The organism is Paraburkholderia sp. GW821-FHT02A12 (assembly GCF_059422005.1).
In genome coordinates this window covers 2,600,561-2,626,694 of the sequence record NZ_JBWKWA010000002.1, presented here as the reverse complement: position 1 = coordinate 2,626,694, position 26,134 = coordinate 2,600,561, and the positions used below count along the sequence as shown (strand labels likewise).

Here is a 26,134-nt window from a genome sequence, read left to right as displayed (position 1 = left end):
CTGGCGTTGGGGGGCTCGTCAACCTTATTGTTCTAATGCTGATCATTAGCCGCTTGAATACTGGGCGGCATGAAGCATTGCAGGACATCGCGAACCGGTTCTTTCGCGTCGAGACGCGCGAGTAACGCGGGTTCCGCCTGATCGGACGCGAGCGCCATGTCGATCACGGCGGCGAGGGTCGGCGCATCGCTGAACAGTACGCCGTTGTCGTCGGCCAGCACGATAGCGCCAGGCCGCACCACGACGCCTCCGCAAACAACCGGCTCGTTGAACGCGCTTGAACCGGTGTCGCGTTTTTTCGTCGTCAGCAATGAGGTGCCGCGCGCGAAGACCGGGAGCCCCGTGCGCTGCAGTTCGAGCCAATCGGTCACCACGCCGTCGACGATGATGCCGGCCGCGCCGGTGCTGCGCGCGGCACATGCTGTGACCGCCCCGACCGGCGCGTGCTGGTGATCGCCGTTCATGTCGATCACCAGCACGTCGCCGGGTTTCAGTTGCGCTAGCGCGCGGTTGACCGGAACGGCATCGGGCGATGTCAGCTTGAGCGTCACGGCGCGCCCGATCACCTTCACGTTGGGCACCAGCGCGCGAATGCGGTGATCCGCGAAACCGTTTTCCAGAAAGTGGCCGAGCGTCGGAAGGCTGACGGTATCGAGGCCGTGTAACAAGGAGGTGTCGGGATTGGCTTGCATGCGAGCAGTCTGTTCAGATCCGATGTCCGGCATTCACGACAGGCTTGCCGTGGCGGCACTGGCGCGCGCCGTCGAAGAGAGATCCCTGCGAAGCGTTTCGGCGAGCAGCACGAGGGCGAATGCGGAGACCGCCGCCGAGCCGATCATGTACCACGCGACCGACGACCCGCGGCCCGTGGCGGACAGCAGCGCCGTCGTCACGATCGGCGTGGCGGCGCTGCCGAGCAGCCCGGACAGCATGTAGCTGACGGACAGGCCGGAGTATCGGACCTCGGTGCCGAACAGCTCGGCGAGGAAGGTTGCGATGGGGCCGTAGTTCGCCGCGAACGCCGTCATCATCAGCAGATAGCCGATCAGGGCAAACGGAAATTCACGGGTATCCAGCAGCCAGAAGAGCGGGAACGCGAACAGCGCTTCAGCGACAATGCCGCCGATGATCACCGGTTTGCGGCCCACGATATCGGACAGCCTGCCGAAGGCCGGCAGCAGCACGATACACAGCGCGCAGGCGAGCAGGGCGATGGACAGCATCGCGTTGCGCGAAAAGCCGAGTGTCTGCGTGCCGTAGGTAAGACCGAACGCGACGATCAGATTGAAGGAGGTGCCGGTCGACATCGTGGCGATACCGCCGAGCAGCACCTGCTTCCAGTACCTGGTCAGCACATCGGCGATCGGCAGTTTGACCTGCGCGGAGGCCTCCTTGATCTTGCGGAAAGACGGTGTTTCGGACGTGTTGAGACGGATGTACAGGCCCACGCCGACAAGCAACGCGCTCGCGAGAAACGGAATGCGCCAGCCCCACGAAAGCAGCGCTTCGTTCGCGAGCACGGCGTTGCTGATCAGAAAGGCCAGGTTGGCGATCAGCGTGCCGGCGGGCACGCCGATCTGGACCCACGAGCCGTACAGTCCGCGTTTGTTGGCCGGTGCGTGCTCGACGGCCATCAGCACGGCGCCGCCCCATTCGCCGCCGAGCGCGAGGCCCTGGACGATGCGCAGCGTGAGCAGCAGAATGGGCGCCCAGATGCCGATCGACGCATAGTTCGGCAGCAGGCCGATCGTGAATGTCGCGATGCCCATGATGACGAGCGAAACCAGAAGCATGGCCTTGCGGCCGAGGCGGTCGCCGAAATGCCCGAACAATGCCGCGCCGGCAATCCGCGCGACGTAGGCGGACGCGAAGGTTCCGAACGCCAGCAAAGTGCCGGTCAACGGCACGAAGCCCGGAAAGAACACCTTGTTGAAGACGAGCGCGGACGCGGTTGCGAAGACGAACAGGTCATACCATTCGACGGTAGTGCCGATCACACTCGCGACGGCGATTTTTTTCATGTTGCTTTGTGTGCCGTCTGGCGTGGAGGACGCGTCGGCGGGGCGTAAGGAAGTCATGGGCTTCTCCTTGGGGCATGGCGGTTTCAGGTTCAGGTGATGAACACAGCCATTGCGCTATGGCCTGGCGCCTTTATCGGAAGCCAAAAACAATAAGTAAAAGTCTGTTTTCTAATCCTTTGTATTAATGGTGCGAATGATGAGGCGCGCCGTGATTCCTGTTGCGAGAATCTGGAAGCCGCGACTACTGTCGCGTGCAACGCGGCTCAATCAAACGCAACGCGGCTCGATCAAACGCAACGCCACGCAGAACGGGTATCTCCGCGCTCAAGTCGCCGGCGTAGCCGGCGCACTCGCTGTGTATTTCCGCAGTCGCTGGGAAATCAGATGTGAAGGCCTTTCGATCATCCGGTAGAACGCATAGCTGATGGCGAACGCCAATGCCACCTGCACGAACCATGCTAAGCGGGATGTGCCGTCGAACCCGGTCATTTCCAGCAGGGCAAGCGCCATCTTGTGGCAAAGATAGAGGCTATAGGACCACGCCCCTAAAGCAGCCAGTCGGGACCAAATGCCGGCTTTGGAAGGCGTGGCTGTTTCCGTCGCGATCCAGATCGCCGCCAGAAACTGAAATAGCGGCAGCGTGATATCGGGCGTAATCAGCGGCACGAGCGCCGGTTTGAGATTCGATTCGGACAGCAGAATCATGACTGCCGCCCCGGCTGCGGCAACCGTCACTCGCAGCGCAACCAGATGGTTTGCGAGGTAGCGAGTGCTCCGATCGAGGCCGCGCTTGATCATCATGGTGAGCGGCGAATACGCGCCACGCACGTGAAACTGCTCCGCATTGCGCTGGGTTTCCGCGATCAGGCAGCCAAAAATCCATCCAGCCGCATACAGTAAAGCGGTACCCGGAATGCGATACGTCTCGTAGACGCAGCCGCGGCACGCGGGGTGCCCAAACAGACGAACCGCCGCCACCATCACGCCGGCTGCAATCGCGCTGCCGACGATCATTTCACCGATGTAGCGAAACCGGGGCCGCAAGATCGGATAAACGGCGTAATACACCATCTCGCAGTAGAGCGACCAAAGCACGGACTCCAGATAATTTTGCCCGGTCGGCAACGATTGGACGAGGCATAGCAGGATGATCAGCGGCAATCCGATACGGATGAATCGGGATGCGTAATAGTTGACCGGCTTGAGCGTGACATCCTTCTGATAAGCGTTGTGGATGCAATAGCCGGAAATGACAAAGAACACAATGACGGCGGCGGGCCCCGCAAACAGCGCTGTCGATCCGGACCACAACGCGCCGCCGAGGAAGGCCAGCTGATGCGGGAGAAGTTCTTTGAAAGCGGGCGGCTTGAAGTGATACATCAAGACCCAGAAAGCCGCGATGAATCGAATGGCGTCGATCTTTAACGATTTATTCAGATTCGCGGACGCTGGCAGATTCAAGGTGATCGCCATTTTCTGCCCCTTTTTTATTCAGGCTGCGACGATCTTACCTCCGCGCTCAACGACAAAAATCGAAAAAAATCGCGAAATTAATGTCCATCCGGATGTCCTCCGCCGTCGTCAAACACGAACTCCGCGGTATGTCCTTTCGTTGGAAAGTGGCGGCGGGGGCTGCGCGGAATATGCGCACTTTACGCATTGGTTTCAACCGTTTTGAGCGCCGCTCCTGGCGTTACGCGGCGAGCGTGCGGCGCGCAGTTTCTTATTGGGCTCAGCAGCTTGCGGCCACTGGTCTTCGTCAAGCAGCCGATCGAACAAACGTCCGCGCTCCTTTTCGGAAAGCGGGCAGAGGCCAAGCAGGGCCGTAAACACCAGGCCTCTGGCTGCTGCCCAGCGCAGGAGCGCCAGGTCCGGGTCGGCCGCCTCGGCCTTGATATGTTTGACCTTTTGCGCGGTGGTCTCGCGCGTGGCGGACAGCAGCGAGGGATCTTCGACCAGAGCGGCAAGGATGGAAAAACCCGCGGAATGGGGATTGTCCGTGGCTTCGCGCATGGTGGCGATCTCTGCTGCGAGATTGGGCTCGGCCTTCGTCTCTCCATTCGCAGCAAGGTAGTTGCGCGAGAAATTCTCGAAGTACTCGATCTCATGCTCGAGCAACGCCTTCAGCACATCCCCTTTGGTGCGGAACTGATGCATCAGTCCGCCCTTGCTCATACCGCTTTCCCGAGCGATCGCGTCAAACGTGAGCTGACCTGGGCCATCGCGAGCGACGATGGTGAGCGCCGCCTGGAGCGCCGCTCGGCGGGAGCGTTCCGAACGGGTGGGATTATCCATGGTGTCTCCGGAGCGTGAGTGCGAGTTCGCGCGATGTCACGGCCGCGGATTCGGAATTGCCCGCTTCTCGAGGCGCGTCGGGCTGGTGTGGGCGATGCCTGGTTTGCATAGTCGAAAGAGGTCGGTTGAAGCTTCATTTTACAAGCATCGACCTGCTGACGACCTTTTGGACCACGGCGCCTCCGGGAACGAGCGCCGGACCGGCCGCGCAACCGGGGTTTTCAAGCCGCCTGCATGGCGGCGCCATCCACTTCGCCGCCGCGCATGAGGGGAGACGAAATTCTTTTCTTTGCGTGTGCTGCGATCAGCCACGACCGTGATTGTGATATTTGAACCATGAACATGGTGCGTAAGTAACAATTATGGTACTAAGACAGGCTGAAATCTTTGCGGATGTAACGATCTATTCGCAAAACTTGTGATAATTCTATCAATCGTTGTAGCATAGGCGCGAACGAATCGGCGGCCGGTGTTGTGCGTCGCATCAATATTTCGGATGTCTCATGCCTGAAGCTCCTTCCTTGTCTTCGTCGGTCGTCGCGCTGCGCGGCGGGCCGCTCATCCATCCGGTGCGCAACCCGGGCACGCCGTTCGACGCGTCATGGCTGGACGGCCTGCGCGTCAATCAGTCCGCGGTGGAGCGGCGCACGGCCACGCTCGCCACGCGCCGCACCGTCAAGAAGGATGCGCAGGCCGCATGGCTGCTGAAGGCCGTCACCTGCATCGACCTCACCACGCTCAACGGCGACGACACCGAGGGCCGCGTGCGGCGCCTCTGCGCGAAGGCGCGCCAGCCCGTGCGCGCCGATCTGCTCGAAGCGCTCGGCATCGCGCCGCAGGGGATCACGACGGGCGCGGTCTGCGTGTACCACCGCTTCGTCGCGGCGGCGGCCGATGCGCTGCATGGCAGCGGTATTCCGGTCGCCGCGGTATCGACAGGGTTTCCGGCCGGGCTCAGTCCGCATCCGCTGAAGCTGAAAGAGATCGAGGCCTCGGTTGCGGACGGCGCGACGGAGGTCGACATCGTCGTCACGCGCGAATACGTGCTCACAGGCAACTGGCGGGCGCTCTACGACGCAGTGCGCGAGTTCCGCGCTGCCTGCGGTCCCGCGCATCTGAAGACGATTCTCGCGACCGGCGACATCCGCACCCTCTCCAACGTTGCGCGCGCATCGATGGTCTGCATGATGGCCGGCGCCGATTTCATCAAGACGTCGACCGGCAAGGAGGGCGTCAACGCGACGCTCGACGTGTCGCTCGTGATGGTGCGCATGATCCGCGAATACCGGGAGCGCACCGGCGTGCCGATCGGCTTCAAGCCGGCGGGCGGCGTGTCGGGCGCGAAGTCGCTGCTGTCGTACCAGATCCTGATGAAGGAGGAACTCGGCCGGCCGTGGCTCGAACCGGAGCTGTTCCGGATCGGCGCGTCGAGTCTGCTGGCCGATATCGAACGCCAGCTCGAACATCACGTGAGCGGCCGTTATTCCGCTTTCAACCGTCACCCCGTAGCCTGAACACAAGACCGATCCCATGAGCGTAGCCGAGTATTTTTCATCGTTGGAGTACGGTCCCGCACCCGAGGACGACCAGCCCGCGCGCGCATGGCTCGCGCAACACGAGGCAAGCTTCGGGCATTTCATCGGCGGCGCGTGGCATGCGCCGGCCGCCGGCGAGCGTTTCGTCTCGCACGCGCCCGCGACGGGCGAGCGGCTTGCCGGGATCGCCCAGGGCGATGCAGCCGATATCGACGCGGCCGTTGCCGCGGCGCGCGCCGCGCAGCCGGGCTGGCTCGCGCTCGGCGGCGCCGGACGTGCACGGCACCTGTATGCGCTCGCGCGCATGGTCCAGCGTCATAGCCGGCTGTTCGCCGTGCTCGAAGCGCTCGACAACGGCAAGCCGATCCGCGAGACGCGCGATATCGATGTGCCGCTCGTCGCGCGGCACTTCCTGCATCACGCGGGCTGGGCGCAGCTGCAGGACAGCGAATTGGCCGGTTATGCGCCGCTCGGTGTGGTCGGCCAGATCGTGCCGTGGAATTTTCCGTTGCTGATGCTCGCGTGGAAGATCGCACCGGCGATTGCAACGGGCAATTGCGTCGTGCTGAAGCCCGCCGAATACACGCCGCTCACCGCGTTGCTGTTCGCCGAACTCGCGCAGCGCGCGGGCTTGCCCGCGGGCGTGCTGAACGTCGTCACGGGCGATGGCCGGACCGGCGCGGCGCTGGTTGCGCATCCGCAGGTCGACAAGATCGCCTTTACGGGTTCGACAGAGGTGGGACGGTCGATCCGCTCAGTCACGGCCGGCTCGGGTAAATCGCTGACGCTCGAACTCGGCGGCAAGTCGCCGTTCATCGTGTTCGACGATGCGGATCTCGACAGTGCGGTGGAAGGCGTAGTCGACGCGATCTGGTTCAACCAGGGGCAGGTCTGTTGCGCGGGCTCGCGGCTGCTCGTGCAGGAAGGTATCGAAGCGCGCTTCATCGCGAAGCTGAAGCGCCGCATGGAGACGCTGCGGGTCGGCACGTCGCTCGACAAGAGCATCGATATCGGCGCGATCGTCGATCCGGTGCAGCTCGAGCGCATCCAGTCGCTGGTGGAAAGCGGGCGGCGCGAGGGCTGCTCGGTCTGGCAATCGCCCAATGCCGCGATGCCGGCCGGCGGCTGCTTTTATCCGCCCACGCTCGTCGCCGGTGTGGCGCCGGCCTCCACGCTTGCACAAGAAGAAATCTTCGGCCCGGTGCTGGTGACGATGAGCTTTCGTACCCCCGACGAAGCCATCGCACTCGCCAACAATTCACGCTATGGGCTCGCCGCTAGCGTGTGGAGCGAGACGATCGGCCGCGCGCTCGACATCGCGCCGCGCCTTGCGTGCGGCGTCGTGTGGATCAATGCGACGAACCTGTTCGACGCGGCGGTCGGCTTCGGTGGCTATCGCGAATCGGGCTATGGGCGCGAAGGCGGACGTGAGGGCATCTACGAATATCTGAAACCGCGTGCGTGGCTCAACCTTGCGGAGCGTCGGCCGGCGGTTGCTCCGGCAGCGGCAGGCGCAGGCAAGCGTGATCAGCCTTCGAGTGTCACGAACGTCGCGAATGTCGCGTTGATCGACCGCACCGCGAAGCTGTTCATCGGTGGCAAGCAGGTGCGGCCGGACAGCGGCTATTCGTTGCAGGTTCACGCACCGGACGGCACGCCGGTCGGCGAAGTGGGCGAGGGCAACCGCAAGGACATTCGCAACGCCGTCGAAGCGGCGCGGGCGGCGCAGAAGTGGTCGCAGGCGAGCACCCATAGCCGCGCTCAGGTGCTCTTCTATCTCGCCGAGAACCTCGCCGTGCGCGCGGACGAATTCGCGCGGCAGCTCGTCGTGAGAAACGGTGCCACGGAAGCGGCGGCGCGTGCGGAAGTCGACGCAGCGGTGACGCGTCTGTTCACGTACGCCGCGTGGGCCGACAAGTTCGACGGCGCCGTCCATACGCCGCCGCTGCGCGGCGTCGCGCTGGCGATGCACGAGCCGCTCGGCGTGATCGGCATTGTGTGTCCGGACGAGGCGCCGTTACTCGGTTTCGTTTCGCTGGCGGCGCCCGCGCTTGCGATGGGCAATCGCGTCGTCGTGTTGCCGAGTGCGGCGTGTCCGCTTACGGTCACCGACTTTTATCAGGTGGCCGAGACCTCGGACGTGCCCGGCGGCGTGCTCAACATCGTGACGGGTGAGCGCGGCGCGCTGCTGCCGGCGCTTGCCAGGCACGACGACGTCGATGCCGTCTGGTGCTTCGGCAATGCGGCGGATTCGGCGCTGGTCGAACGCGAGTCGATCGGCAATCTGAAGCGCACGTTCGTCGATCACGGACGTCGGTTCGACTGGTTCGACCGCTCAAGTGAAGGCCTGCCGTTTCTGCGCCAGGCCGTGCAGGTGAAGAACATCTGGATACCGTACGGAGACTGATCGACAGTCGGAATCGCCGTCTGAATGACACGCACGCCAACCAGAAAATGGAGGAGACAACGTGCTGAAGAATCTGGACCTGTTGTTGAATGCCGCGCTTTTGCATACCGATGCGCCGCGCGCACGTCATAGGCGTCATGCACGTCATGCAGCTCATGTACGTCATGCCCCAAACGAAGTCCTCTCGGGCAAGGCTGCGCGAGGGGAGCGCAAATGAACGCGCCTCAGCAAGGAAACGGGCGCGTCGTCATTCTCGGCATCTACGTCACGGACCTGACGTTTCGCGCCGGGCGTATGCCGCTGATCGGCGAGACGATCGCCGGCTCGGCGTTCGCGATGGGGCCGGGCGGCAAGGGCTCGAATCAGGCGGTCGCGGCGGCGCGTGCCGGCGCCGAAGTGGTCTTCTGCACCCGCATCGGCAACGACGCGTTCGGCGCGATTGCCCGCTCGACGTGGGCTGCTGAAGGCATCACGGCGCGCGCGTCGATCGTGGAGGGCGTTTCCACCGGCGCGGCGCATATCTTTGTCGACGACAGCACCGGCATGAACGCGATCATCGTCGCATCCGGTGCGGCCGGCACGATGAATGCAGCCGACGTCGACGCGATCGAAGCCGACATCGCTGCCGCGCGCGTGTTCGTCACGCAGCTCGAACAACCGCTGTCCGCCGCGCGCCGCGGTCTGGAAGTGGCGCGCAAACACGGCGTCACGACCGTGTTCAATCCGGCGCCCGCGTTGCCGCTCGACGACGGAATTTTTCCGTTGTGCGACTACATCACCCCGAACGAAACCGAAGCCGCCGCGCTGACCGGCGTGCCGATCGCGAATGCCGACGATGCGCGCCGTGCCGCCGATGTGCTGCTCGCCAAAGGCGCCGGCGCGGTGATCGTCACGCTCGGCGAAGGCGGTGCGCTGCTGCATTCGGCGAGCCGATCGGTACACGTGCCGGCTTACCGCTGCGGCCGCGTGGTGGAAACCGCCGGCGCCGGCGACGGCTTTACGGGCGGCTTCGCGGCGGCGCTGGCGCGCGGCGACGATGCGGTCTCGGCGATGCGCTTCGGTTGCGCGCTCGCGGGCATTTCCGTGACGCGTGCGGGCACGGCGCCCTCCATGCCGACGCTCGACGAAGTGAAGCGGGTCCTGAATCAGTCCGGCCAGTCGGGCCAGACGTCACGGGCATTCTGACTGTTTGCGCAGGTTGAAGGAGATCGCCGTCACCATGAAGTCCTCGTTCGCCGCTGGAAAACTGTTCGCCGACCGGCAACTGAATTTTCTGCTGATCGTCAACGTGCTCGTCGTGCTGGTCGCGACGTGGCTATCGCACGGGCAGTTCGTCGACATCGACAACCTTCAATCGATGGGCGGCCAGTTGCCCGAACTCGGTTTGCTCGCGCTCGGCATCATGCTGTCGATGGTGTCCGGCAATGGCGGGATCGACCTGTCCGGCGTCGGACTGGCGAACCTCTCGGGCATGGTCGCCGCCATGGCCGTGCCGCATTTCGTCAACGGCGACGACTCGCCGGTGCTCTATACGGCGTTGTTCTGCGCGATCGTGTTGACGGTCGGGTTGCTTGGCGGCCTGCTGAACGGGGTGGTCATCGCGCGTCTCCGGCTCACGCCGATTCTCTGTACGCTCGGCACCCAGCTGTTGTTCACGGGTGTCGCCGTGGTGCTCAGCAACGGCGCGTCGGTGCATGTCGACTATGTCGATCCGTTGTCGAATATCGGCAACGGTACGGTGTTTCAGGTGCCGCTTGCGTTCTGCATCTTTATCGCGGCGGTCGCCGTGCTGGGGTGGTTGCTCAAACGCAGTCCGTTCGGCCTGCGCCTCTATCTGATGGGCACCAATCCCAAAGCCGCGTTCTATGCCGGCATTCCGCGCGCGCGAATGCTGATCACGACCTATGCCATGTGCGGCGTGCTCGCTTCGCTGGCGGGGCTCATCAGCGCGACGCATACGTCCAGTGCGAAATGGGACTACGGCAATTCATATCTGCTGATCGCGATTCTGATCGCGGTGATGGGCGGCGTGAACCCCGCGGGCGGGCATGGACGCATCGTCTGCGTGTTCTTTGCCGCGACGGTGCTGCAATTTCTGTCGAGCCTGTTCAATCTGCTGGGCGTGTCGCAGTTCTTCGGCGATTGCGCGTGGGGTTTTCTGTTGTTGCTGTCGCTGGCGTTCGCGGGCGGCGAGCGGGTGCGGGCGATTTTTGGCTTCGGCGGAGGCGGCAGTGCAGGCGGTGCAGGCGCGGCGCCGAAGCGTTAGCGTTCGAGCAGACGCTAGCAGGCACAACAAGGTTTTCAGTACGCGGCGGACAACGAGCCCTGGCTGTCCGCGATCGTGAAGAGGGGCGACATCGAACGATAAAGGAGACATCGCATGAAATTGACTCGACTGGGCACCGCGTTTGCGGCAGGCGCCCTCGCGGTGGGCGTGATCGCCGCCGCGCAAGCTGCAACCAACGAGACGATCGTCACGGTCGTCAAGGTGACCGGCATCAACTGGTTCAACCGGATGGACGACGGCGTCAAGCAGTTCGCGAAGGACAACCCGGGTGTGAACGCCTATCAGACTGGCCCGGGCCGCGCGGATGCCGCGCAGCAGCTGAAGATCATCGAGGACCTGATCGCGAAGAAAGTCACGGCGATTGCCGTGGTGCCCTACGATCCGCCGACGCTCGAACCGGCGCTGAAGAAAGCGATGGATCGCGGCATCAAGGTGGTCACCCATGAGGCCGACAACGCGAAGAACACGATGGTCGACATCGAAGCGTTCGACAACACCGCCTACGGCGCCGGGCTGAACGAGCGTCTTGCGTCGTGCATGCACGACGACGGCAAATGGGCCGTGCTGGTCGGTTCGCTCGGCAGCCGCTCGCAGGTGCAATGGGCGGACGGCGGCATTGGCAACGCCAAGGCCAGATATCCGAAGATGAATCTGGTCGAGCCGAAGCTCGAAACCAACAACGACGGCGAGCGCGCGTATGAAGTCGCGAAGGAAGTGCTGCGCAAGCATCCGGACCTGAAAGGCTTCCAGGGCTCGTCCTCGCTCGACGTGATCGGCATTGGCCGCGCGGTCGAAGAAGCCGGCATGCAGGGCAAGATCTGCGTATACGGCACGGGCTTGCCGACCGAAGCAGGCAAGTTCCTCGAAAGCGGCGCCATCAACGGCATCGCGTTCTGGGATCCGAAGCTTGCGGGCATCGCGATGAACAAGGTCGCGCAGATGCTGGTGGACGGCAAGACGGTCGAGAACGGAGCCGATCTCGGCATCCCTGGTTATACGAAGGTGACGGTCGCCAAGGGACCGGGCAAGGGCATCATCGTGCGCGGCCAGGGCTGGGTGAACGTCGACAAGTCGAACTACAAGCAGTATCCGTTCTGATCCGTGTTTCATGTGCCACGGCGTGCCCATGCGGGCACGCCTTAACTAGCGGTTCGCCATCATGAATCAAGACGCATCGTCATCGCAGCCTCAACCGTCGCAGCCTTTTCTACAGGTCTGCGGCGTGCATAAACGATTCACCGGCGTGCATGCATTGCGCGGTGTGAGCCTCTCGTTCGAGCGAGGCCAGATCTATCACCTGCTCGGCGAGAACGGCTGCGGCAAGAGCACGCTCATCAAGATCATCTCCGGTGCGCAGCCGCCTGACGAAGGCGTCCTCGTGATCGAAGGCGTGCGGCATGCGCGGCTCTCCGCGCTCGAAGCGCTCGCGGCAGGCATCGAGACCGTCTATCAGGATCTGTCGCTGCTGCCGAACATGAGCGTGGCCGAAAACGTCGCGCTCACGTCCGAGCTGGCGCTGCACGAAGGCAGGCTCGCCCGCACGTTCGACCGGCGCGCGCTGGCGCGCACGGCCGCGCGTGCGCTCGAAGCAGTCGGTCTGCCCGGCGACGCCGATTTTCAGACGACGCTCATCGAACAATTGCCGCTCGCGACGCGTCAGCTGGTTGCGATTGCCCGCGCGATCGCCAGCGAGGCGAAGTTCGTGATCATGGACGAGCCCACGACGTCACTCACGCAAAAGGAAGTCGACAACCTGATCGCAGTGCTCGCCAATCTGCGCGCGCAGGGCGTGACGGTGCTGTTCGTGAGCCACAAGCTCGACGAGTGCTACGCGATCGGCGGGGAAGTGATCGTGCTGCGCGACGGACAAAAAATGGCGCAAGGACCGATCGCGCAATTCACGAAAGCGCAGATCAGCGAGTTGATGACGGGGCGTCACCTGTCGAACGAACGCTATCGCGAGGGCGGTCTTGGGCAGGATGTCGTGCTCGATGTGCGCGGTCTGACGCACGCCGGCCAGTTCAATGATGTGTCGTTTGCACTGCGTGGCGGCGAAATTCTCGGTGTCACCGGTTTGCTGGATTCGGGGCGCAACGAATTGGCGCGGGCACTGGCAGGCGTCGCCCCCGCGCAGTCGGGGCAGGTCATCGTGGACGGCAAGGCTATCGCATTGCGCACGCCGTCGGACGCGAAACGCCATCGCATCGGCTACGTGCCGGAAGACCGCCTGAACGAAGGACTATTCCTCGATAAACCGATCCGCGACAACGTGATCACCGCCATGATCTCCAGTTTGCGCGACCGCTGCGGCCAGATCGACCGCGCCCGTGCGCAGGCGCTCGCCGAACAGACGGTGAAGGATCTGCAGATCGCGACGCCCGGCGTCGACAAGCCGGTGCAGTCGCTCTCGGGCGGCAACCAGCAGCGCGTGCTGATCGGCCGCTGGCTCGCCATCGATCCGCGCGTGCTGATCCTGCATGGACCGACGGTCGGCGTCGACGTCGGATCGAAGGACATCATTTACCGCATCATGCAGCGCCTGTCGCAACGCGGCATCGGCATCGTCCTGATCAGCGACGACCTGCCGGAACTGCTGCAGAACTGCGACCGCATCCTGATGATGAAGAAAGGGCGCGTCGCGAGTGAATACCTTGCCGACGCGCTGAGCGAAGCCGACCTGTATCACGCGCTGCTTTCGGAAGCCGCATAGAGGACGCCAATACCCATGAACTCGCGCATGAATCCGCGCATGAACCAGACCATGAGCACCCCGACCGTCGTCGAAGTCGCACCCGAGGTCAAGCCGCCGGGGTTGCGCACGAAGCTCGCGCGCAACCCCGAATGGTTCACCGTTGCGCTGATCGCGGCCACGTGCCTGATAGTCGGCGCGATCAATCCGCGCTTCTTCCAGCTCGCGACGCTGTTCGACCTGCTGCATTCGGCCACCACGATGTCGCTCTTCGCGCTGGGGACGCTGGTCGTGCTCGCCTCGGGCGGCATCGACGTGTCGTTCACCGCGATCGCCGCGCTGACCATGTACGGCATCACCAAGGCGGTATTCGCATGGTGGCCCGACGCACCCTTCGCGCTGATCCTGAGCACGGGCGCTCTCGGCGGCGTCGTGCTCGGCATCGTCAACGGCCTGCTCGTGCACCGCTTGAAAGCGCCTTCGCTGATCGTCACGATTGGCACGCAATATCTGTATCGCGGGCTGTTGCTGACCTTCATCGGCACGACGTTCTTCATGAACATTCCGCACAGCATGGATCGTTTCGGCCGCATTCCGCTGTTTTTCTATCACACGGCAGACGGACTGCGCGCGGTGCTGCCGATTTCGGTGCTGGCGCTGGTGGCGGCCGCGTTCGTCACGTGGTGGCTGCTGAACCGGACGATGATGGGGCGGGGCGTCTATGCGATGGGCGGCAGTCTGGCGATTGCCGAACGGCTCGGCTACAACCTGCGCGCGATCCATCTGTTCGTGTTCGGCTATACGGGCATGCTTGCGGGGATCGCCGGCATTCTGCATGTATCGAACAATCGTCTCGCGAATCCGTTCGATCTGGTCGGCTCGGAACTCGATGTGATCGCCGCGGTGATCCTGGGCGGCGCGCGCATTACCGGCGGCACGGGCACGGTAGCCGGTACGCTGCTCGGCGTCGTGCTCGTCACGCTGATCAACAGCGTGCTGATTCTGGTCGGCGTGCCGAGCACCTGGCAGAAGGTGATCATCGGCGCGTTCATTCTGATTGCCGGGACACTCTTCGCGTTGCAGCGCAAAGGTTGAACGCCGCGGTCGGCGCGCTTGCAACGCGCGCTGTCGAGGCGCCGTGCCGCAAGCGCGTTTATCTGCGCTTGCGGAGCTCCTGACCCTTCTCCGTGATGATGGAATCGAAGTCGTCGATTTGCGAGAAGCGCACCGCCTTGACGACGCCGAACTTGCTCTGGTCCACCACCAGATGCCGTTCGACGGCACTGGCCATGGCGGCCTGCTTCAATGCGACTTCGTGAAAATTCCAGCAGGTGACGCCGCGTGCGGCATCCACGCCGCCCGCGGAAATGAACGCCTTGTTGATCCCCATGCGGCGCAGCATCTCGAGACTTTCTTCGCCCGCAAATGAATCCGACGACGGCACATAGACGCCGCCCAGCAGAATCATCCGCACATTCGGCTTGCGCCGCAGAATCTCCGCGACATTCAACGAATAGCACACCACGGTGACGTGGCGCTCGACCGGAATCAGCCGGGCAAGCGTGGTGAGCGTCGTGCCGCAATCGATGAAAAGCGTTTCGTTGTCGCCGATGAGTCCCGCCGCAATCGCGGACGCTTCCGCCTTGGCCTGCGCGAAGTGGTCTTTCTCCTCTTCGAGTGAATAGCCGGCGTTGTTCGGCACGTCAGTCGCGCTGACGATGTAGCCGCCGAGATAGGTGAATCGTTCCGGACTGCCTGCGATGTCGCGCCGGACAGTCATTTCCGAAACGCCCAGCAGACTGGCGGCGTCGCGCAGGCGCATTACGTTCTGCCTGGCCAGCGCATCGGCGAGGGCGCGGAGGCGATCGGGTTTCAGCATGGAGGTCCTGTCGCGCAGTGGAGGGGGCGTTATGTTTTGTTCGATTTGGTGAAAGAATTATAACAAGAGGTGGTCTGCGCGGCGAGCCTCGTGTGAGCATGGCGGCCCAACTTTTTCTACGCAAATGTTCGAGTCCTGCATTCCTTGCCGTGCGCGAAATCTTTGCAACTGAAGATTCAGTAACGGGCAACGGTCGAAGGAAAGTTAAGTTAATCGTGTAGTAACTCAACGCGTTGGAGAGCCACCTACACTTCGAGCCTGGCTTCATTCTGGAATGCTCAATGGCACCGCCTCCATCCCTTGCGATCGACTCCGTGCGTGGCTTCGAATTGACGGGGGACGGTCAGTACCTGATGTTGAAGACCAATCAATCTTCCAGCATTGCGTTGCATTGCTCTGTCATGCACGAGTTGCTGGCGGCCTTGTCGAACGCCATCGGCGTGTCGGAGCGGATTCGCAGTAAGAAGAAAAGCGTGAAATTCGCGATGCCCTGTGAGGCGTGGGAAATCGGCAAGGATGGCGGGACGGCCGCCCATCTGATTCTGACGTTCCGTCTGCCCGGCGGTGCGGAACTTTCGTTTCGCATGCAACGCACTCAGGCCGCGCACATGACAGAAGTGCTGGCGTTAGTGAGCGGCGTGGCAAAGCTCGGCGATCTGTCCCGCATCACGATGCAATAGCGATCGTGTTTCCATCATCCGCGCCTCGGGCAATACGCGAAAAAGCGTATTGCAATCGCGGTTTCCACGTTGTGCGTCTTTCATTTGGCTCCCCTGCATGTCTGTTCAATTCCCATCCGCGCGCCGCAGCAGAGCGGTGACCTTCGTCGGCCTCGGCGTCAGTGTGACAGCGGTGTCGGCCTACGCCGGCGAATCATTCGTGGTTAGCGATATCCAGCTCGAAGGACTGCAACGCATCGAACCCAGCACCGTGTTCGCGTATCTGCCGATCAAGCAGGGCGCGACGTTCAGCGAAGATAAGGCTTCCGAAGCCATTCGCGCGCTGTATGCCACCGGCTTTTTCAACGACGTCAAGATCTCGACCGAAGGCAGCGTCGTGATCGTGCAGGTGCTGGAGCGTCCGGCGATCGGCACGATCGATTTCGCCGGCATCCATGAATTCGACAAGGACAACCTGACCAAGGCGCTGCACGCCATCGGTTTGTCGCAGGGCCGGTACTACGACAAGGCGCTGGTCGACAAGGCCGAGCAGGAACTGAAGCGCCAGTACCTGACGCGCGGCTACTACGCCGCCGAAGTCACCACCACGATCACGCCGATCGACCGCAACCGGGTGTCGGTGCTGTTCTCGGTGGCTGAAGGCCCGAGCGCGAAGATCCGTCAGGTGAACTTCATCGGCAACAAGGCGTTCAGCGAGAATACCTTGCGCGACGAAATGCAGATGTCCACGCCGAACTGGTTCTCGTGGTACACGAAGAACGACCTGTACGCGAAAGACAAGCTGACCGGCGACCTCGAAAACATCCGCTCGTATTACCTGAATCGCGGCTATCTCGAGTTCAACATCGAGTCGACGCAGGTGTCGCTTTCGCCGGACAAGAAGGACATGTACCTGACGGTCACGCTGCACGAAGGCGAACCGTACACGATCTCCGGCATCAAGCTCGCGGGCAATCTGCTCGACCGCGAGGCGGAGCTCAGCAAGCTGATCGACATCAGGCGGGGTGAGCGCTTCTCCGCCGACAGGTTGAAAGCGGCGACGAAAGCGATCGTCGACAAGCTCGGCGAATACGGCTATGCGTTCGCCACCGTCAATGCGCTGCCGCAGATCGATCAGGAACACCACAAGGTGGACCTGACGCTGCAAGTGGACCCGAGCCGCCGGGTATACGTGCGCAACATCAACGTGGTCGGCAACTCCCGCACGCGCGACGAAGTGGTGCGCCGTGAAATGCGTCAGATGGAAAGCTCATGGTTCGACTCGAATCGGCTCGCGCTGTCGAAGGACCGGATCAATCGTCTGGGCTACTTCACCGATGTCGATGTGACCACGGTGCCGGTGGAAGGCGCGCAGGACCAGGTCGATATCGACGTCAACGTGACAGAAAAACCGACCGGCTCGATTTCGCTGGGCCTGGGTTATGGCTCGGGCGAGGGGCCGATCGTCTCGGCGGGCGTCTCGCAGGACAACGTATTCGGCTCCGGCACCAGCCTGGCGGTGAATGTGAACACTTCATCGACGTACCGAACGCTGACCGTCACGCAGGTCGATCCGTATTTCACGGTGGACGGCATCAAGCGCATTACCGACGTCTTCTACCGCACCACCGAGCCGCTGTATTACTCGACCGATTCGAGCTTTCGAATCATCACGGCAGGCGCGGATATGAAGTTCGGGGTTCCTTTCTCCGAAGCCGACATGGTGTACTTCGGGCTGGGATTCGAGCAGAACCGTCTGGAGATCGATTCCGCTACGCCGCAGAGCTACAAGGACTATGTCGCTGAATTTGGGCGTGTGTCCAACAATGTGCCGGTGACGGTGGGCTGGTCGCGCGACAACCGTGACAGCGCGCTCGTGCCGAGCCGTGGCTACTACACGCAGGCGAACGCCGAATACGGCACACCGCTCGGCGATACGCCTTACTACAAGGCCGATCTGCAGGCGCAATACTATTATTCGTTCGCGCGTGGCTTCGTGCTCGGTCTGAATTTTCAGGGCGGCTACGGCAATGGATTGAACGGCAAGGCTTACCCGATCTTCAAGAACTACTACGCCGGCGGGATCGGTTCGGTGCGCGGCTATGAGCCGAGCTCGCTTGGACCACGCGACGCCACTACCAACGACCCGATCGGCGGGTCGAAGCTGCTGGTGGGTAACGTCGAACTGACGTTCCCGCTGCCGGGCACGGGCTACGACCGTACGTTGCGCGTCTTCACATTTCTCGACGGCGGCAACGTATGGGGCAGCGAAGGCAACAGCATTGGTGCGAACGGATTGCGATACGGCTACGGGCTGGGCCTTGCCTGGATCTCACCGATTGGTCCGCTCAAGCTGAGTCTCGGCTTTCCGCTCGTCAGGCACGCGGGCGATCAATACCAGAAGTTCCAGTTCCAGATCGGCACGTCGTTCTGAGTGTCGACACTTACATGGCTGCTTCAGGTAGTGCGTTGCAGCGTTGGCTCAGTCGAAGTGTCGTGCCCGGCAGGTTCCTGCTCGAATCCGTAGAAGGCATGCGGCGTGATGCTTAGAATCGAGTCGACAACAGCCGGGTCCAGACCCAGGTCCAGCAGCGTTGACAGCGACTGGCCGTAGTCCAGCACCTCTTCGTACTGCGTGTGGGGCCAGTCGCTTCCCCACATCAGGCGCTCAGGGCCAAAGTGTTCGAGGAGCTGGTTCGTCGCGTCGCGGACAAAGCTGGAACCGGGAGCCGTACAGCGGTACGCGCCCGAGACTTTCACCCAAACCCGCGCTGTGTTGCCAAAGTCGAGCAGCGCCTTGAATCCGGGATCGCTCGTACCCTTGTCCGGGTCGGGCCGCCCGAAATGGTCGACGATGACCGGCAATCCCGCCTCCAGAAGGCAGTCGATCAGCGGCGCCAGGTCATGCGCTTGCCGGTGCAATTCGACATGCCAGCCGAGTCGCGCCAAACGGTTCAGCAGCGTTGCCCACGATTTTCCGCGCAGCTCGGGTAATGCCTGCTCTATCAGGTTAAGCCGTACGCCGGTAATGCCATGGTCATGCAGGTCAACTAACTCTTCTTCGGAGATGTCGGGCGCGACGACTGCCACGCCCCTCAAGCGGCGGGTGTCACGCGATAGCGCTTGCAGCAGATAGCGGTTGTCGGTGCCGAGAAAGCTTGGTTGCACGAGAACGGCCCGGCCGATGTCGTGGGTGTCCAGAAGTTGCAGATAAGCAGCGAGCGTTGCATCGTAGCCCGGCGCATAGCGCCTTCCGTCTGCCAGTGGCAAGCCTCGCTCGAAAACGTGCGCGTGAGTGTCCACGCGGCAGGGGCGCGATGGGGCGGTGAGTCCTCGAGAGCTCATGGTCATCCCCGCGGAGGGTTCAAGGTCAACCGCGTGTCGTCGGCGGCATCGGCGGCGAGTTCCGGCGCCGCCGCACGCAGCCGCTTGCCGCGCGTCTCGGGAAGGAGCAGAACGGCGACCATCGCCAGTCCGTATGCCACTGCGGCGTCGATGCCGATTGCCGCGCCGAGCGACATCGAATGACTCATATAGCCGACGAGAAGCGGGAAGCTTGCCGAGGCAATGCGCCCGAAGTTGTAGCAGAATCCAACGCCGGTACCGCGCATGTCGGCCGGATAAAGTTCGTTGAAGAGCGGGCCCAGGCTGGCCGGAATGCCCGCGGCGAACAAGCCGAGCGGGAAGCCGAGAACGAGCATTTCCGTGTTGGTCAGCGGAAGCATCACGTAGGCGAGCACGGTGACGATGCAGCAGAACGCGAACAGTGCAACGTTGCGACGGCGGCCGATTCGGTCGAGCAGATGAGCGCTCGCCATGCAGCCGCACCAGAAGGCGACGATGACAACCGCGAGATAGCCGCCGGTATTCAGCACCGAGAGGTGCCGCTCTTTGGCAAGGAAGGTCGGCAGCCACGTCATGATGGCGTAGTACCCGCCGTGAGCGCCGGTACCCAACACCGCGCCAATGATCGTGGTCCTGATTACCCTTGGCTGGAAGACCTGCGTGATTTGCCCCAGCGCGGAGACCTTGGGTTCCGCGCTGGCCGGAGCGGGACGCACGGGTTCCTTGAGGTTGCGCCGTACGAAGAGAACCAGGCCGGCCGGCAACAGGCCGACAGCGAACATCGTTCGCCACGCCGTGTCCGACGGCAACCAGGAAAAGGCCGCGGCATAGAGCAGGACCGCGGCGCCCCATCCGACCGCCCAGGCGCTTTGCACGGCGCCCATGGCCTTGCCGCGGTGTTCGGTCCGGATGGTTTCAGCCATCAGCACCGCGCCCGCCGCCCATTCGCCGCCGAATCCGAACCCTTGCAGCGCCTTGAGGACAAGGAGCTGAGGGAAGTTTTGAGCGAACGCGCAAAGAAACGTAAAGCTTGCGAACCAGAGAATCGTCATTTGCAGCGTCCGGACTCGCCCAAAGCGATCCGACAGCGCCCCGGCGAGCCAGCCGCCGAGCGCCGACGACACGAGCGTCACGCTGCTGATCGCGCCGGCCTGCGTATGGTCGATGCCATAAGCCGCGATGATGGCGGGGATCGCCAGTGTGAACATCTGCACGTCGAGCGCATCGAGTCCCCAGCCTGCGAAGCACCCCCAAAAGGTGTTGCGCTCGAGGGGCGTGCCTTGCTTGTACCAACTGAACATGCCTGTCTCCGTTCGTGCGTGTCATCGTGCATCTCATACAGTCATATATATGACTGTATGAGAAGTCTAGGCCGCCGGACGGGAATGTGCATTCGGGATTAACCCTTGACGACTCGGCCGGTTGCGGATGCGGTACAGTGGTAGCTCCTCTGAACAACTATATGAATCATGAACGCGCTTTCTGTCATGACCAAGCCGGACGATCGATTGCCCCGGTATCAGCAATTGCGGGACGACCTTGTCAGCCGGATTGCCGCGGGGGAATGGGCGCCTGAGGAAGCCATCGCCACCGAGGCGGAGCTTGGCCAGTTCTATAACGTATCCACGGGTACGGTGCGCAAGGCAATCGATTTGCTGGTCGTCGACGGTGTGCTCACGCGCAGTCAGGGCAAGGGAACGTTCGTTCGCCGGCCGCGTTTTGATTCGTCGCTGTTTCGCTTCTTCCGTTTCAAGTCGCGTGCGGGTGAGCCGGTGCGGCCGACTGCGCGCGTGCTCAAACGTGAAGTGGTCAAGCCGGGTGAAGAGATTCGCGCGAAGTTGCGGATGAAAGCCTCCGAGAAGGCGATTCACCTGTCACGCGTCCGGCTGATCGAAGGGCAAGCCGTCTTGTCTGAAGAAATCTGGCTGTCCCGCGCCCGCTTCGAGCCGCTGGCAACCCTGGCGCTCGAGGATTTCGAGGACCTGCTGTACCCCTTGTACGAGCGGCTCTGCCGGCAGATCGTAGCGTCCGCCACGGAAATTCTCAACGTGGAACAAGCCACCGCCGACGATGAAGCGTTTCTGGGCGTGCCGGTCGGCAGCCCCGTGATTCTTGTTCACCGTGTCGCGTCGGACTTCGCCGGGACACCATTCGAATGGCGCAGCACCCGCGGCGGCGCCGCCACCTTCCAGTACCAGGTCGAAATCCGCTGAGCGGCAAAACCCGGCGGCAAAACCCGGCGGCAGAGCCGTCCGAAAGGCGAGGGCGGCATGCCGCGGCCGCCCGGCTTCGCCCCGGGTGCGGGTATCACCTCATAGCGCCTATTTCAAATTCATACAAACATATATATGACTAAATCAATTTGGCTGATTGCGCCGAGGTAGCGACTGCCGGTCTATGACGCGATGGTCGAAGGCGGCCAGCAAGGAAACTGGAGCGGACCATGACTACACCGGCAGGATTTGAGCAGCAGGTAATGAAGAAGATGGCGTGGCGGCTGATGCCGTTGCTGATCGTCATGTTTCTCATCTCGTTTATCGACCGCCAGAATGTCGGCTTTGCCAAGCTGGAGATGGTGCATGCCCTCGGCATGACGGAAGCGTCATACGGTCTTGGGGCGTCGTTATTCTTCATCGGTTATCTCCTCTTCGAGGTGCCCAGCACGCTTGCGCTTCATCGCTTCGGCGCGCGGACGTGGCTCGCGAGAATCATGATTACCTGGGGCGTCGTCACGGTTCTGATGGCGTTCACCCGGTCGCTTCCCGTCTTCTATTCGTTTCGCTTCGCGTTGGGTGTGGCCGAGGCCGGCTTTTATCCCGGCGTCATTTACTACCTCACCCAATGGTTTCCGCAGAGTTACCGCACCCGGGTGCTCGGCTTCTTCACGCTGGGCAGTTCGCTCGCGAACATGCTCGGCTCGCTGATCGGCGGTCTGCTGCTCACCCTCGGCGGGACGTGGGGATTCGCGGGATGGCAATGGGTGTTCATCGCGACGGGCATTCCGGCCATCCTGATTGCATTTGTCGCGCTCAAATTCCTGCCGGATTCGGTCAGGAACGCGGCGTTTCTTTCGCAAGCGGAGAAAGACGTCGTGATCGCCGCGCTGAAGCGCGAAGCGTCAAGCGAGGCGAAGGCGACGCGGCCTTGGGGCGCGCTGCTCGACCCGAAGGTGCTGATGTTCGCGCTGACTTACATGCTGATGTCGACTTCGCTGTACGGCGTGACCTACTGGATGCCGACGCTGCTTAAAAGCTATGGCGTGTCGTCGTCGCTCAATGGCTTGCTGAACATGATTCCCTGGGCGCTCGCAACGCTGCTTCTGCTCTGGCTTCCTGGCAAGCTCAAACGTGAGCGCGTCGTTCTGAAGGCAATGAGCCTGGTGGCAGGAATCGGGGTGATCGGCTTCGCGTCGAGCCTCGTCTTGCCGGGCGCGTCGATGCGCTTCGCTGCCCTGTGCCTGGGTGGAGCATGCATCCCGTTGCTGTACCCGTGCTTCTGGTCGCTTCCCCCGCGGTTCTTCTCGGGCGCGAGAGCGGCAGCGAGCGTTGCGGCGATCAACGCAATCGGCAACCTTGGGGGCTTCGCTGGTCAGAACCTGATGCCTTATGTCGGCAAGGTCGCGCATAGCCATGTCGCGCCGATGCTGGTGCCCACCGCCTGCCTGTTCGTGTTGGGGATTGGAACCGCTGTCGCGGCGCTGGCCAGTGCGCGCCGCAGAATGGCGCTGGAGTCGGCGGCGTAGAGCGAGCATCAGCCTGGGCGCTGCCTGAGCGCGCCTGGCTGATGGTCGTGGCGGCGGTCGGCACGCTGATCGCCGCGCGGTCCTTCCGGCTTACAAAGCGAGCTTGTCCATTTCGCCATAAGCGCGATTCAGCCACACTTTGACGCGCTGCCGCTCCAGCATGCCGAGTCCGTTGGCTGAGCGGTCGGGGTGATTGACTGCGGCCCAGAAGCTGGCGCCTTGCTGGTCGATCTTCTGCATCGTCGTATCAGGCAAGCGGCGTAGCGAGATGACGCTGGCGCCAAGCGCTTCGGCCCGGGCGCGTTCGCCGGACGCATCCAGAATCTGGAAACGCTCGCCGCGGATTTCATTCAGAACGAGCACAAGCTTGATTCGTCCGCCGAACTGGTCGAGCCACTCCCGCAGCAAATCGACCGAATCGCGTCCTGCGTCCATGACGTGCCACCAGGTCAGCGTCAGGCCATGCTCTTCGGCGAGCGCGATCACGTCTGCATCGTCCAGCCATTTGCTCAAAGGCTGCTGGGTCTGCGCGGCGAGATCGACCAGAATGCGCCGCTCGGGCTTCTCGAGCGCGTGTTCGATGATGGGATCGAGACTGTCGTGCTGATCGAGCACGGCCGGAGCGGCAAAATCGGCATAGAACCGCAATAAGGCGCCATGCGATTTATCGGTGTCGAAGCCAATGAACGGCGTGCTCCGGTCGATAAAATGCTGGGCCAGCACGCGGGCGACGAGCGATTTGCCAACGCCGCCTTTTTCGCCACCAATGAAGTGGATATGGCTCATTTCTGCGGATCCTGTGTGGTGATGCGGCCTAAGTCAGAAAGGACCGTACCAGACTTCGGTGACGTATCCGCGAAATAGGCTACACGGAAAAGAAATGAGCGGCGGCAATACGATGCGATGCGTTCGTCTTAGTCGTCGTGGCGATGGTGCTTGCGGTGGTGCTTGCCGCCGTAGTTGCGTTGACCGTAGTCGTTCGAATACGCATTACGCGACATGTTGCCGCCTAACGCCGCACCCGCGCCGCCGCCAACGGCCGCGCCGACCAGGCCGCCGGTGCGCCCGCCCATCGCATTGCCTGCCGCCGTGCCGGCACCGCCGCCCAGCGCTCCGCCGATGATCGCGCCAGTGCGCTCATGACCGTGCGACGTCACCGCGCCACCCGCGCCACCACCCACCGCACCGCCGAGCACGGCGCCCGTGCTGCCCCCGAGTGCGCCGCCCACCGCTGCGCCGGCAACCCCGCCGAGCGCGCCGCCGACGGCGTTGTTCATGTCGCCGGCAAAAGCCGGCAAGGACGTGGCTGCTGCAAGTGCCCCGATGGCAATGATCTGGCTGATTTTCTTCGACATATGCAAACCTTTTCTTCGTTCGAAAGACGTCAGCCAAACGCGTATCGGCCGGCGTCCCGTTACTGTTGTAGTTGTGAACCTTGACGGACTGTATTCGCCCATTGACCGGACATCGCGCTAACTCGCGCAGGGCGCTGATTGTGCCGATGGCACCGATTGCGCGGCGTGGTAAAGCGCGTCTTATCCGGTTTTTCGGCCCGAAGAATAGCATTTCCCATCGCCGATTCCATCCAGGAATCTGGTAACAAACGGCAGGGATCTGGTAACAGACTGTTAAGAAAAGCCCGTCCCGATCGTCTCCGATCGCAAGAGCCACGTCTTGCACAGGGTAGGGGATTGCATTGATCGCCAGAAACAGCGCCGCCACACCGACATTCCACAGCAGGATCATGAGCGTGGCATCGATGGGATGAAACAGCGATAGCGCAACCACGGTCATCGCCGCACCGCGAGACTGCCCATCATGGCAATGGGCATAGGAGCGAGCCGTGCGTGTGCCGGACCGTGTGGAGGGGTAGAAGAATATCCTGAACCGTGTCTTCGACATCGTTCCTGTTGTTGATCTGTCGCGCGGCCAACGACCGCAGGTATGGCGCGATCGCTTCGAGCAGCAGCCGGTAGGCTTCCCGGTCGCCGGCCTGCGACCGGATCATCAGCATGGTCCAGTCGACGCTGCCGTCGGCGCGGCTTGCGCGACAACATGGCGCGCATGGAAAGGGACAAGCTGGAGAAATGCTTCGGCGTCGACGCGGTCGCGAAGAACGACTGTGCGCAAGGCGCTCATTCCTGCGCAGGACAGGCGACGCAGGCGCGCGATCCGAAGTCGTTCGTCCTGCTGCCCGCCGGCGACTGCTCGAAGATCCAGGGCGGCAAGCTCCAGGCGGGCTGAGCGGCCGCTGTGCGATGAAACTCGCTGACGCCACGGCGCGCGACAGGTCTTGCCCCATTCCCACGAGCGCGGGTATCGGGCTGCGGTTCCGTCATCATCAGACAGTGATTGACACGCAGCCCGATGTCGCCTGGTTCGAGGTTCAACCAGACCTGTGGCGATTGTTCTGCTTGGTATGACAGCAGTCATCGAAATATTTGTCTATCCGCAGGCGTGGCCGACGCATGCTGATTTTCGTCTCACGCATGGGGAGGGATTTTGTCGATTTTTAACCCGCCATTAATCAGATGATTGGTTTTAACAAAAGATCTGACGAAAGGCGATATGAAGCACTTTCTATGTTTCATCGAATTCGTGCCGTATCGCTCTGTCATTGCTGCAGGTTTATCAAGTATATCTATTTATATTAATAATATAAAAAACGCTTAAATGTCGTCTGTTGCTGCTAAGTTGTCGTCATCAGTTTATAAAAATTAACATTTTCCTTTTTTTGTCAGGCTGAGGCAGAGCTCTTCGTTTTCCCTCGTTTTGGAAAACCGTCGGGCACCTGCCGTGGAAGATTCTTCGAATTATTACTTATCATCTCCAGCCGCCACCACGTTACACAGATGAAACGTTTATAATTCATCTGCCAAAAACGTTCGCAACTAATACCGAGTCCGCGCCGAAGCTCTGTCGATCCAGTAAGAATTACATCGATAAGAGTTGTGCCGCGCTGGAGAAGGATTTCTTGTGCGAAACGCCTGGCGAGTGAGTCTGGCGCCTCGAGTGCTATCTGCAGGATCCTTCGCCGGTGCTGGACTGCCGGACCTGGACGTGGCCCAATGAGTTTCGAGTTCCGAACCTGCCTGCCAGGTGATGGGCTTGCCTCGACTGCCGGGTCACCGGGTTCGTACCGGCATTGGGCCGTCAAGAGTGAAAGAAGGCGGATTCGACCGAGCTGTCAGCTGTCCTCAATTTCCTGATTGAACGTGCCGAGCGAATGTCTGTTTGTCACATGGAGGGTGCGCCGAACTGCTGGTGCAATCCTT

General features: G+C 62.2%; 22 protein-coding genes and 3 pseudogenes. 14 read left to right on the top strand and 11 right to left on the bottom strand.

Annotated elements, in window-relative coordinates; genetic code table 11:
* Window positions 1-32 precede the first annotated feature (32 nt).
* The 4 genes from AC07WT_RS33190 to AC07WT_RS33175 form a co-directional block, all read right to left on the bottom strand.
* On the bottom strand, window positions 33-692 hold the full coding sequence (locus tag AC07WT_RS33190) for an RraA family protein (protein WP_494950225.1): 660 nt from the start codon (window positions 690-692) through the stop codon (window positions 33-35).
* A 33-nt stretch (window positions 693-725) separates the two neighbouring features.
* Window positions 726-2,078, bottom strand: coding sequence for an MFS transporter (locus AC07WT_RS33185; RefSeq protein WP_494950224.1), 1,353 nt, complete (start codon window positions 2,076-2,078; stop codon window positions 726-728).
* Between the two features lie 267 nt (window positions 2,079-2,345).
* Window positions 2,346-3,494 carry an acyltransferase family protein gene (locus AC07WT_RS33180; protein ID WP_494950223.1) on the bottom strand — a complete coding sequence of 383 codons (1,149 nt, stop codon included), beginning with the start codon at window positions 3,492-3,494 and terminating at the stop codon, window positions 2,346-2,348.
* A 192-nt stretch (window positions 3,495-3,686) separates the two neighbouring features.
* Complete coding sequence (locus AC07WT_RS33175) at window positions 3,687-4,316, bottom strand: TetR/AcrR family transcriptional regulator (protein ID WP_494950222.1); 630 nt, start codon at window positions 4,314-4,316, stop codon at window positions 3,687-3,689.
* Between the two features lie 503 nt (window positions 4,317-4,819).
* Between AC07WT_RS33175 and deoC the strand changes: the two genes are divergently transcribed.
* The 8 genes from deoC to AC07WT_RS33135 all read left to right on the top strand — a co-directional run bounded on the left by deoC (window position 4,820) and on the right by AC07WT_RS33135 (window position 14,329).
* Entirely contained in the window at window positions 4,820-5,830 is a 1,011-nt protein-coding gene (gene deoC / locus AC07WT_RS33170; RefSeq protein ID WP_494950221.1) for a deoxyribose-phosphate aldolase, read from the top strand.
* Window positions 5,831-5,846: 16 nt separating this feature from the next.
* Entirely contained in the window at window positions 5,847-8,258 is a 2,412-nt protein-coding gene (locus AC07WT_RS33165) for an aldehyde dehydrogenase family protein (RefSeq protein ID WP_494950220.1), read from the top strand.
* 61 nt (window positions 8,259-8,319) lie between these two features.
* Entirely contained in the window at window positions 8,320-8,475 is a 156-nt protein-coding gene (locus tag AC07WT_RS33160; RefSeq protein ID WP_494950219.1) for a hypothetical protein, read from the top strand.
* Window positions 8,472-9,443 carry a ribokinase gene (gene rbsK / locus AC07WT_RS33155; protein ID WP_494950218.1) on the top strand — a complete coding sequence of 324 codons (972 nt, stop codon included), beginning with the start codon at window positions 8,472-8,474 and terminating at the stop codon, window positions 9,441-9,443. The genes AC07WT_RS33160 and rbsK overlap by 4 nt, the downstream gene beginning before the upstream one ends.
* A 34-nt stretch (window positions 9,444-9,477) precedes the next feature.
* Window positions 9,478-10,524 carry an ABC transporter permease gene (locus AC07WT_RS33150; protein WP_494950217.1) on the top strand — a complete coding sequence of 349 codons (1,047 nt, stop codon included), beginning with the start codon at window positions 9,478-9,480 and terminating at the stop codon, window positions 10,522-10,524.
* A gap of 114 nt (window positions 10,525-10,638) precedes the next feature.
* Window positions 10,639-11,643, top strand: coding sequence for an autoinducer 2 ABC transporter substrate-binding protein (locus AC07WT_RS33145; RefSeq protein WP_492589726.1), 1,005 nt, complete (start codon window positions 10,639-10,641; stop codon window positions 11,641-11,643).
* A gap of 61 nt (window positions 11,644-11,704) precedes the next feature.
* Window positions 11,705-13,255, top strand: coding sequence for a sugar ABC transporter ATP-binding protein (locus AC07WT_RS33140; protein ID WP_494950216.1), 1,551 nt, complete (start codon window positions 11,705-11,707; stop codon window positions 13,253-13,255).
* A gap of 15 nt (window positions 13,256-13,270) precedes the next feature.
* Window positions 13,271-14,329, top strand: a complete 1,059-nt coding sequence (locus AC07WT_RS33135) for an ABC transporter permease (RefSeq protein ID WP_494950215.1) — start codon at window positions 13,271-13,273, stop codon at window positions 14,327-14,329.
* Window positions 14,330-14,387: 58 nt separating this feature from the next.
* Here the strand turns inward: AC07WT_RS33135 and AC07WT_RS33130 are convergent, their stop codons facing one another.
* Window positions 14,388-15,113 (bottom strand): DeoR/GlpR family DNA-binding transcription regulator, encoded by a 726-nt coding sequence (locus AC07WT_RS33130; protein ID WP_492589732.1) that lies wholly within the window; start codon window positions 15,111-15,113, stop codon window positions 14,388-14,390.
* 281 nt (window positions 15,114-15,394) lie between these two features.
* Here AC07WT_RS33130 and AC07WT_RS33125 point away from each other — a divergent pair, with 281 nt between their 5' ends.
* A complete protein-coding gene (locus AC07WT_RS33125; RefSeq protein ID WP_492589733.1) occupies window positions 15,395-15,793 on the top strand; it encodes a hypothetical protein in 399 nt (132 codons plus the stop codon).
* Between the two features lie 97 nt (window positions 15,794-15,890).
* Window positions 15,891-18,206, top strand: a complete 2,316-nt coding sequence (gene bamA / locus AC07WT_RS33120) for an outer membrane protein assembly factor BamA (protein WP_494950214.1) — start codon at window positions 15,891-15,893, stop codon at window positions 18,204-18,206.
* 23 nt (window positions 18,207-18,229) lie between these two features.
* On the opposite strand, the gene AC07WT_RS33115 is transcribed toward bamA, so the two are convergent.
* Together AC07WT_RS33115 and AC07WT_RS33110 are read right to left on the bottom strand one after the other, a co-directional pair.
* On the bottom strand, window positions 18,230-19,117 hold the full coding sequence (locus AC07WT_RS33115) for an amidohydrolase family protein (RefSeq protein ID WP_494950213.1): 888 nt from the start codon (window positions 19,115-19,117) through the stop codon (window positions 18,230-18,232).
* A 2-nt stretch (window positions 19,118-19,119) separates the two neighbouring features.
* Window positions 19,120-20,418: an MFS transporter gene (locus AC07WT_RS33110; RefSeq protein WP_494950212.1), complete on the bottom strand. Its 1,299-nt coding sequence runs from the start codon at window positions 20,416-20,418 to the stop codon at window positions 19,120-19,122.
* A gap of 186 nt (window positions 20,419-20,604) precedes the next feature.
* Here AC07WT_RS33110 and AC07WT_RS33105 point away from each other — a divergent pair, with 186 nt between their 5' ends.
* Together AC07WT_RS33105 and AC07WT_RS33100 are read left to right on the top strand one after the other, a co-directional pair.
* Window positions 20,605-21,330 carry a GntR family transcriptional regulator gene (locus AC07WT_RS33105; RefSeq protein ID WP_494950211.1) on the top strand — a complete coding sequence of 242 codons (726 nt, stop codon included), beginning with the start codon at window positions 20,605-20,607 and terminating at the stop codon, window positions 21,328-21,330.
* Between the two features lie 230 nt (window positions 21,331-21,560).
* On the top strand, window positions 21,561-22,859 hold the full coding sequence (locus tag AC07WT_RS33100; RefSeq protein WP_494950210.1) for an MFS transporter: 1,299 nt from the start codon (window positions 21,561-21,563) through the stop codon (window positions 22,857-22,859).
* A gap of 90 nt (window positions 22,860-22,949) precedes the next feature.
* Here the strand turns inward: AC07WT_RS33100 and AC07WT_RS33095 are convergent, their stop codons facing one another.
* From AC07WT_RS33095 to AC07WT_RS33080, 4 genes and pseudogenes are all read right to left on the bottom strand, one after another.
* Window positions 22,950-23,645, bottom strand: coding sequence for a P-loop NTPase family protein (locus tag AC07WT_RS33095; RefSeq protein WP_494950209.1), 696 nt, complete (start codon window positions 23,643-23,645; stop codon window positions 22,950-22,952).
* A gap of 128 nt (window positions 23,646-23,773) precedes the next feature.
* Window positions 23,774-24,214, bottom strand: a complete 441-nt coding sequence (locus AC07WT_RS33090) for a hypothetical protein (RefSeq protein ID WP_494950208.1) — start codon at window positions 24,212-24,214, stop codon at window positions 23,774-23,776.
* Between the two features lie 343 nt (window positions 24,215-24,557).
* Window positions 24,558-24,706 (bottom strand): annotated as a pseudogene (locus AC07WT_RS33085) (DUF1109 domain-containing protein); the annotation flags it as partial.
* A complete protein-coding gene (locus tag AC07WT_RS33080; protein ID WP_494951157.1) occupies window positions 24,676-24,873 on the bottom strand; it encodes a hypothetical protein in 198 nt (65 codons plus the stop codon). The pseudogene AC07WT_RS33085 and the gene AC07WT_RS33080, both read right to left, overlap by 31 nt.
* A gap of 29 nt (window positions 24,874-24,902) precedes the next feature.
* Between AC07WT_RS33080 and bufA1 the strand changes: the two are divergent.
* Both bufA1 and AC07WT_RS33070 read left to right on the top strand, forming a co-directional pair.
* Window positions 24,903-25,103: pseudogene (gene bufA1, locus AC07WT_RS33075) on the top strand (BufA1 family periplasmic bufferin-type metallophore); the annotation flags it as partial.
* A 142-nt stretch (window positions 25,104-25,245) separates the two neighbouring features.
* Window positions 25,246-25,329: pseudogene (locus AC07WT_RS33070) on the top strand (DoxX family protein); the annotation flags it as partial.
* Window positions 25,330-26,134: the final 805 nt, after the last annotated feature.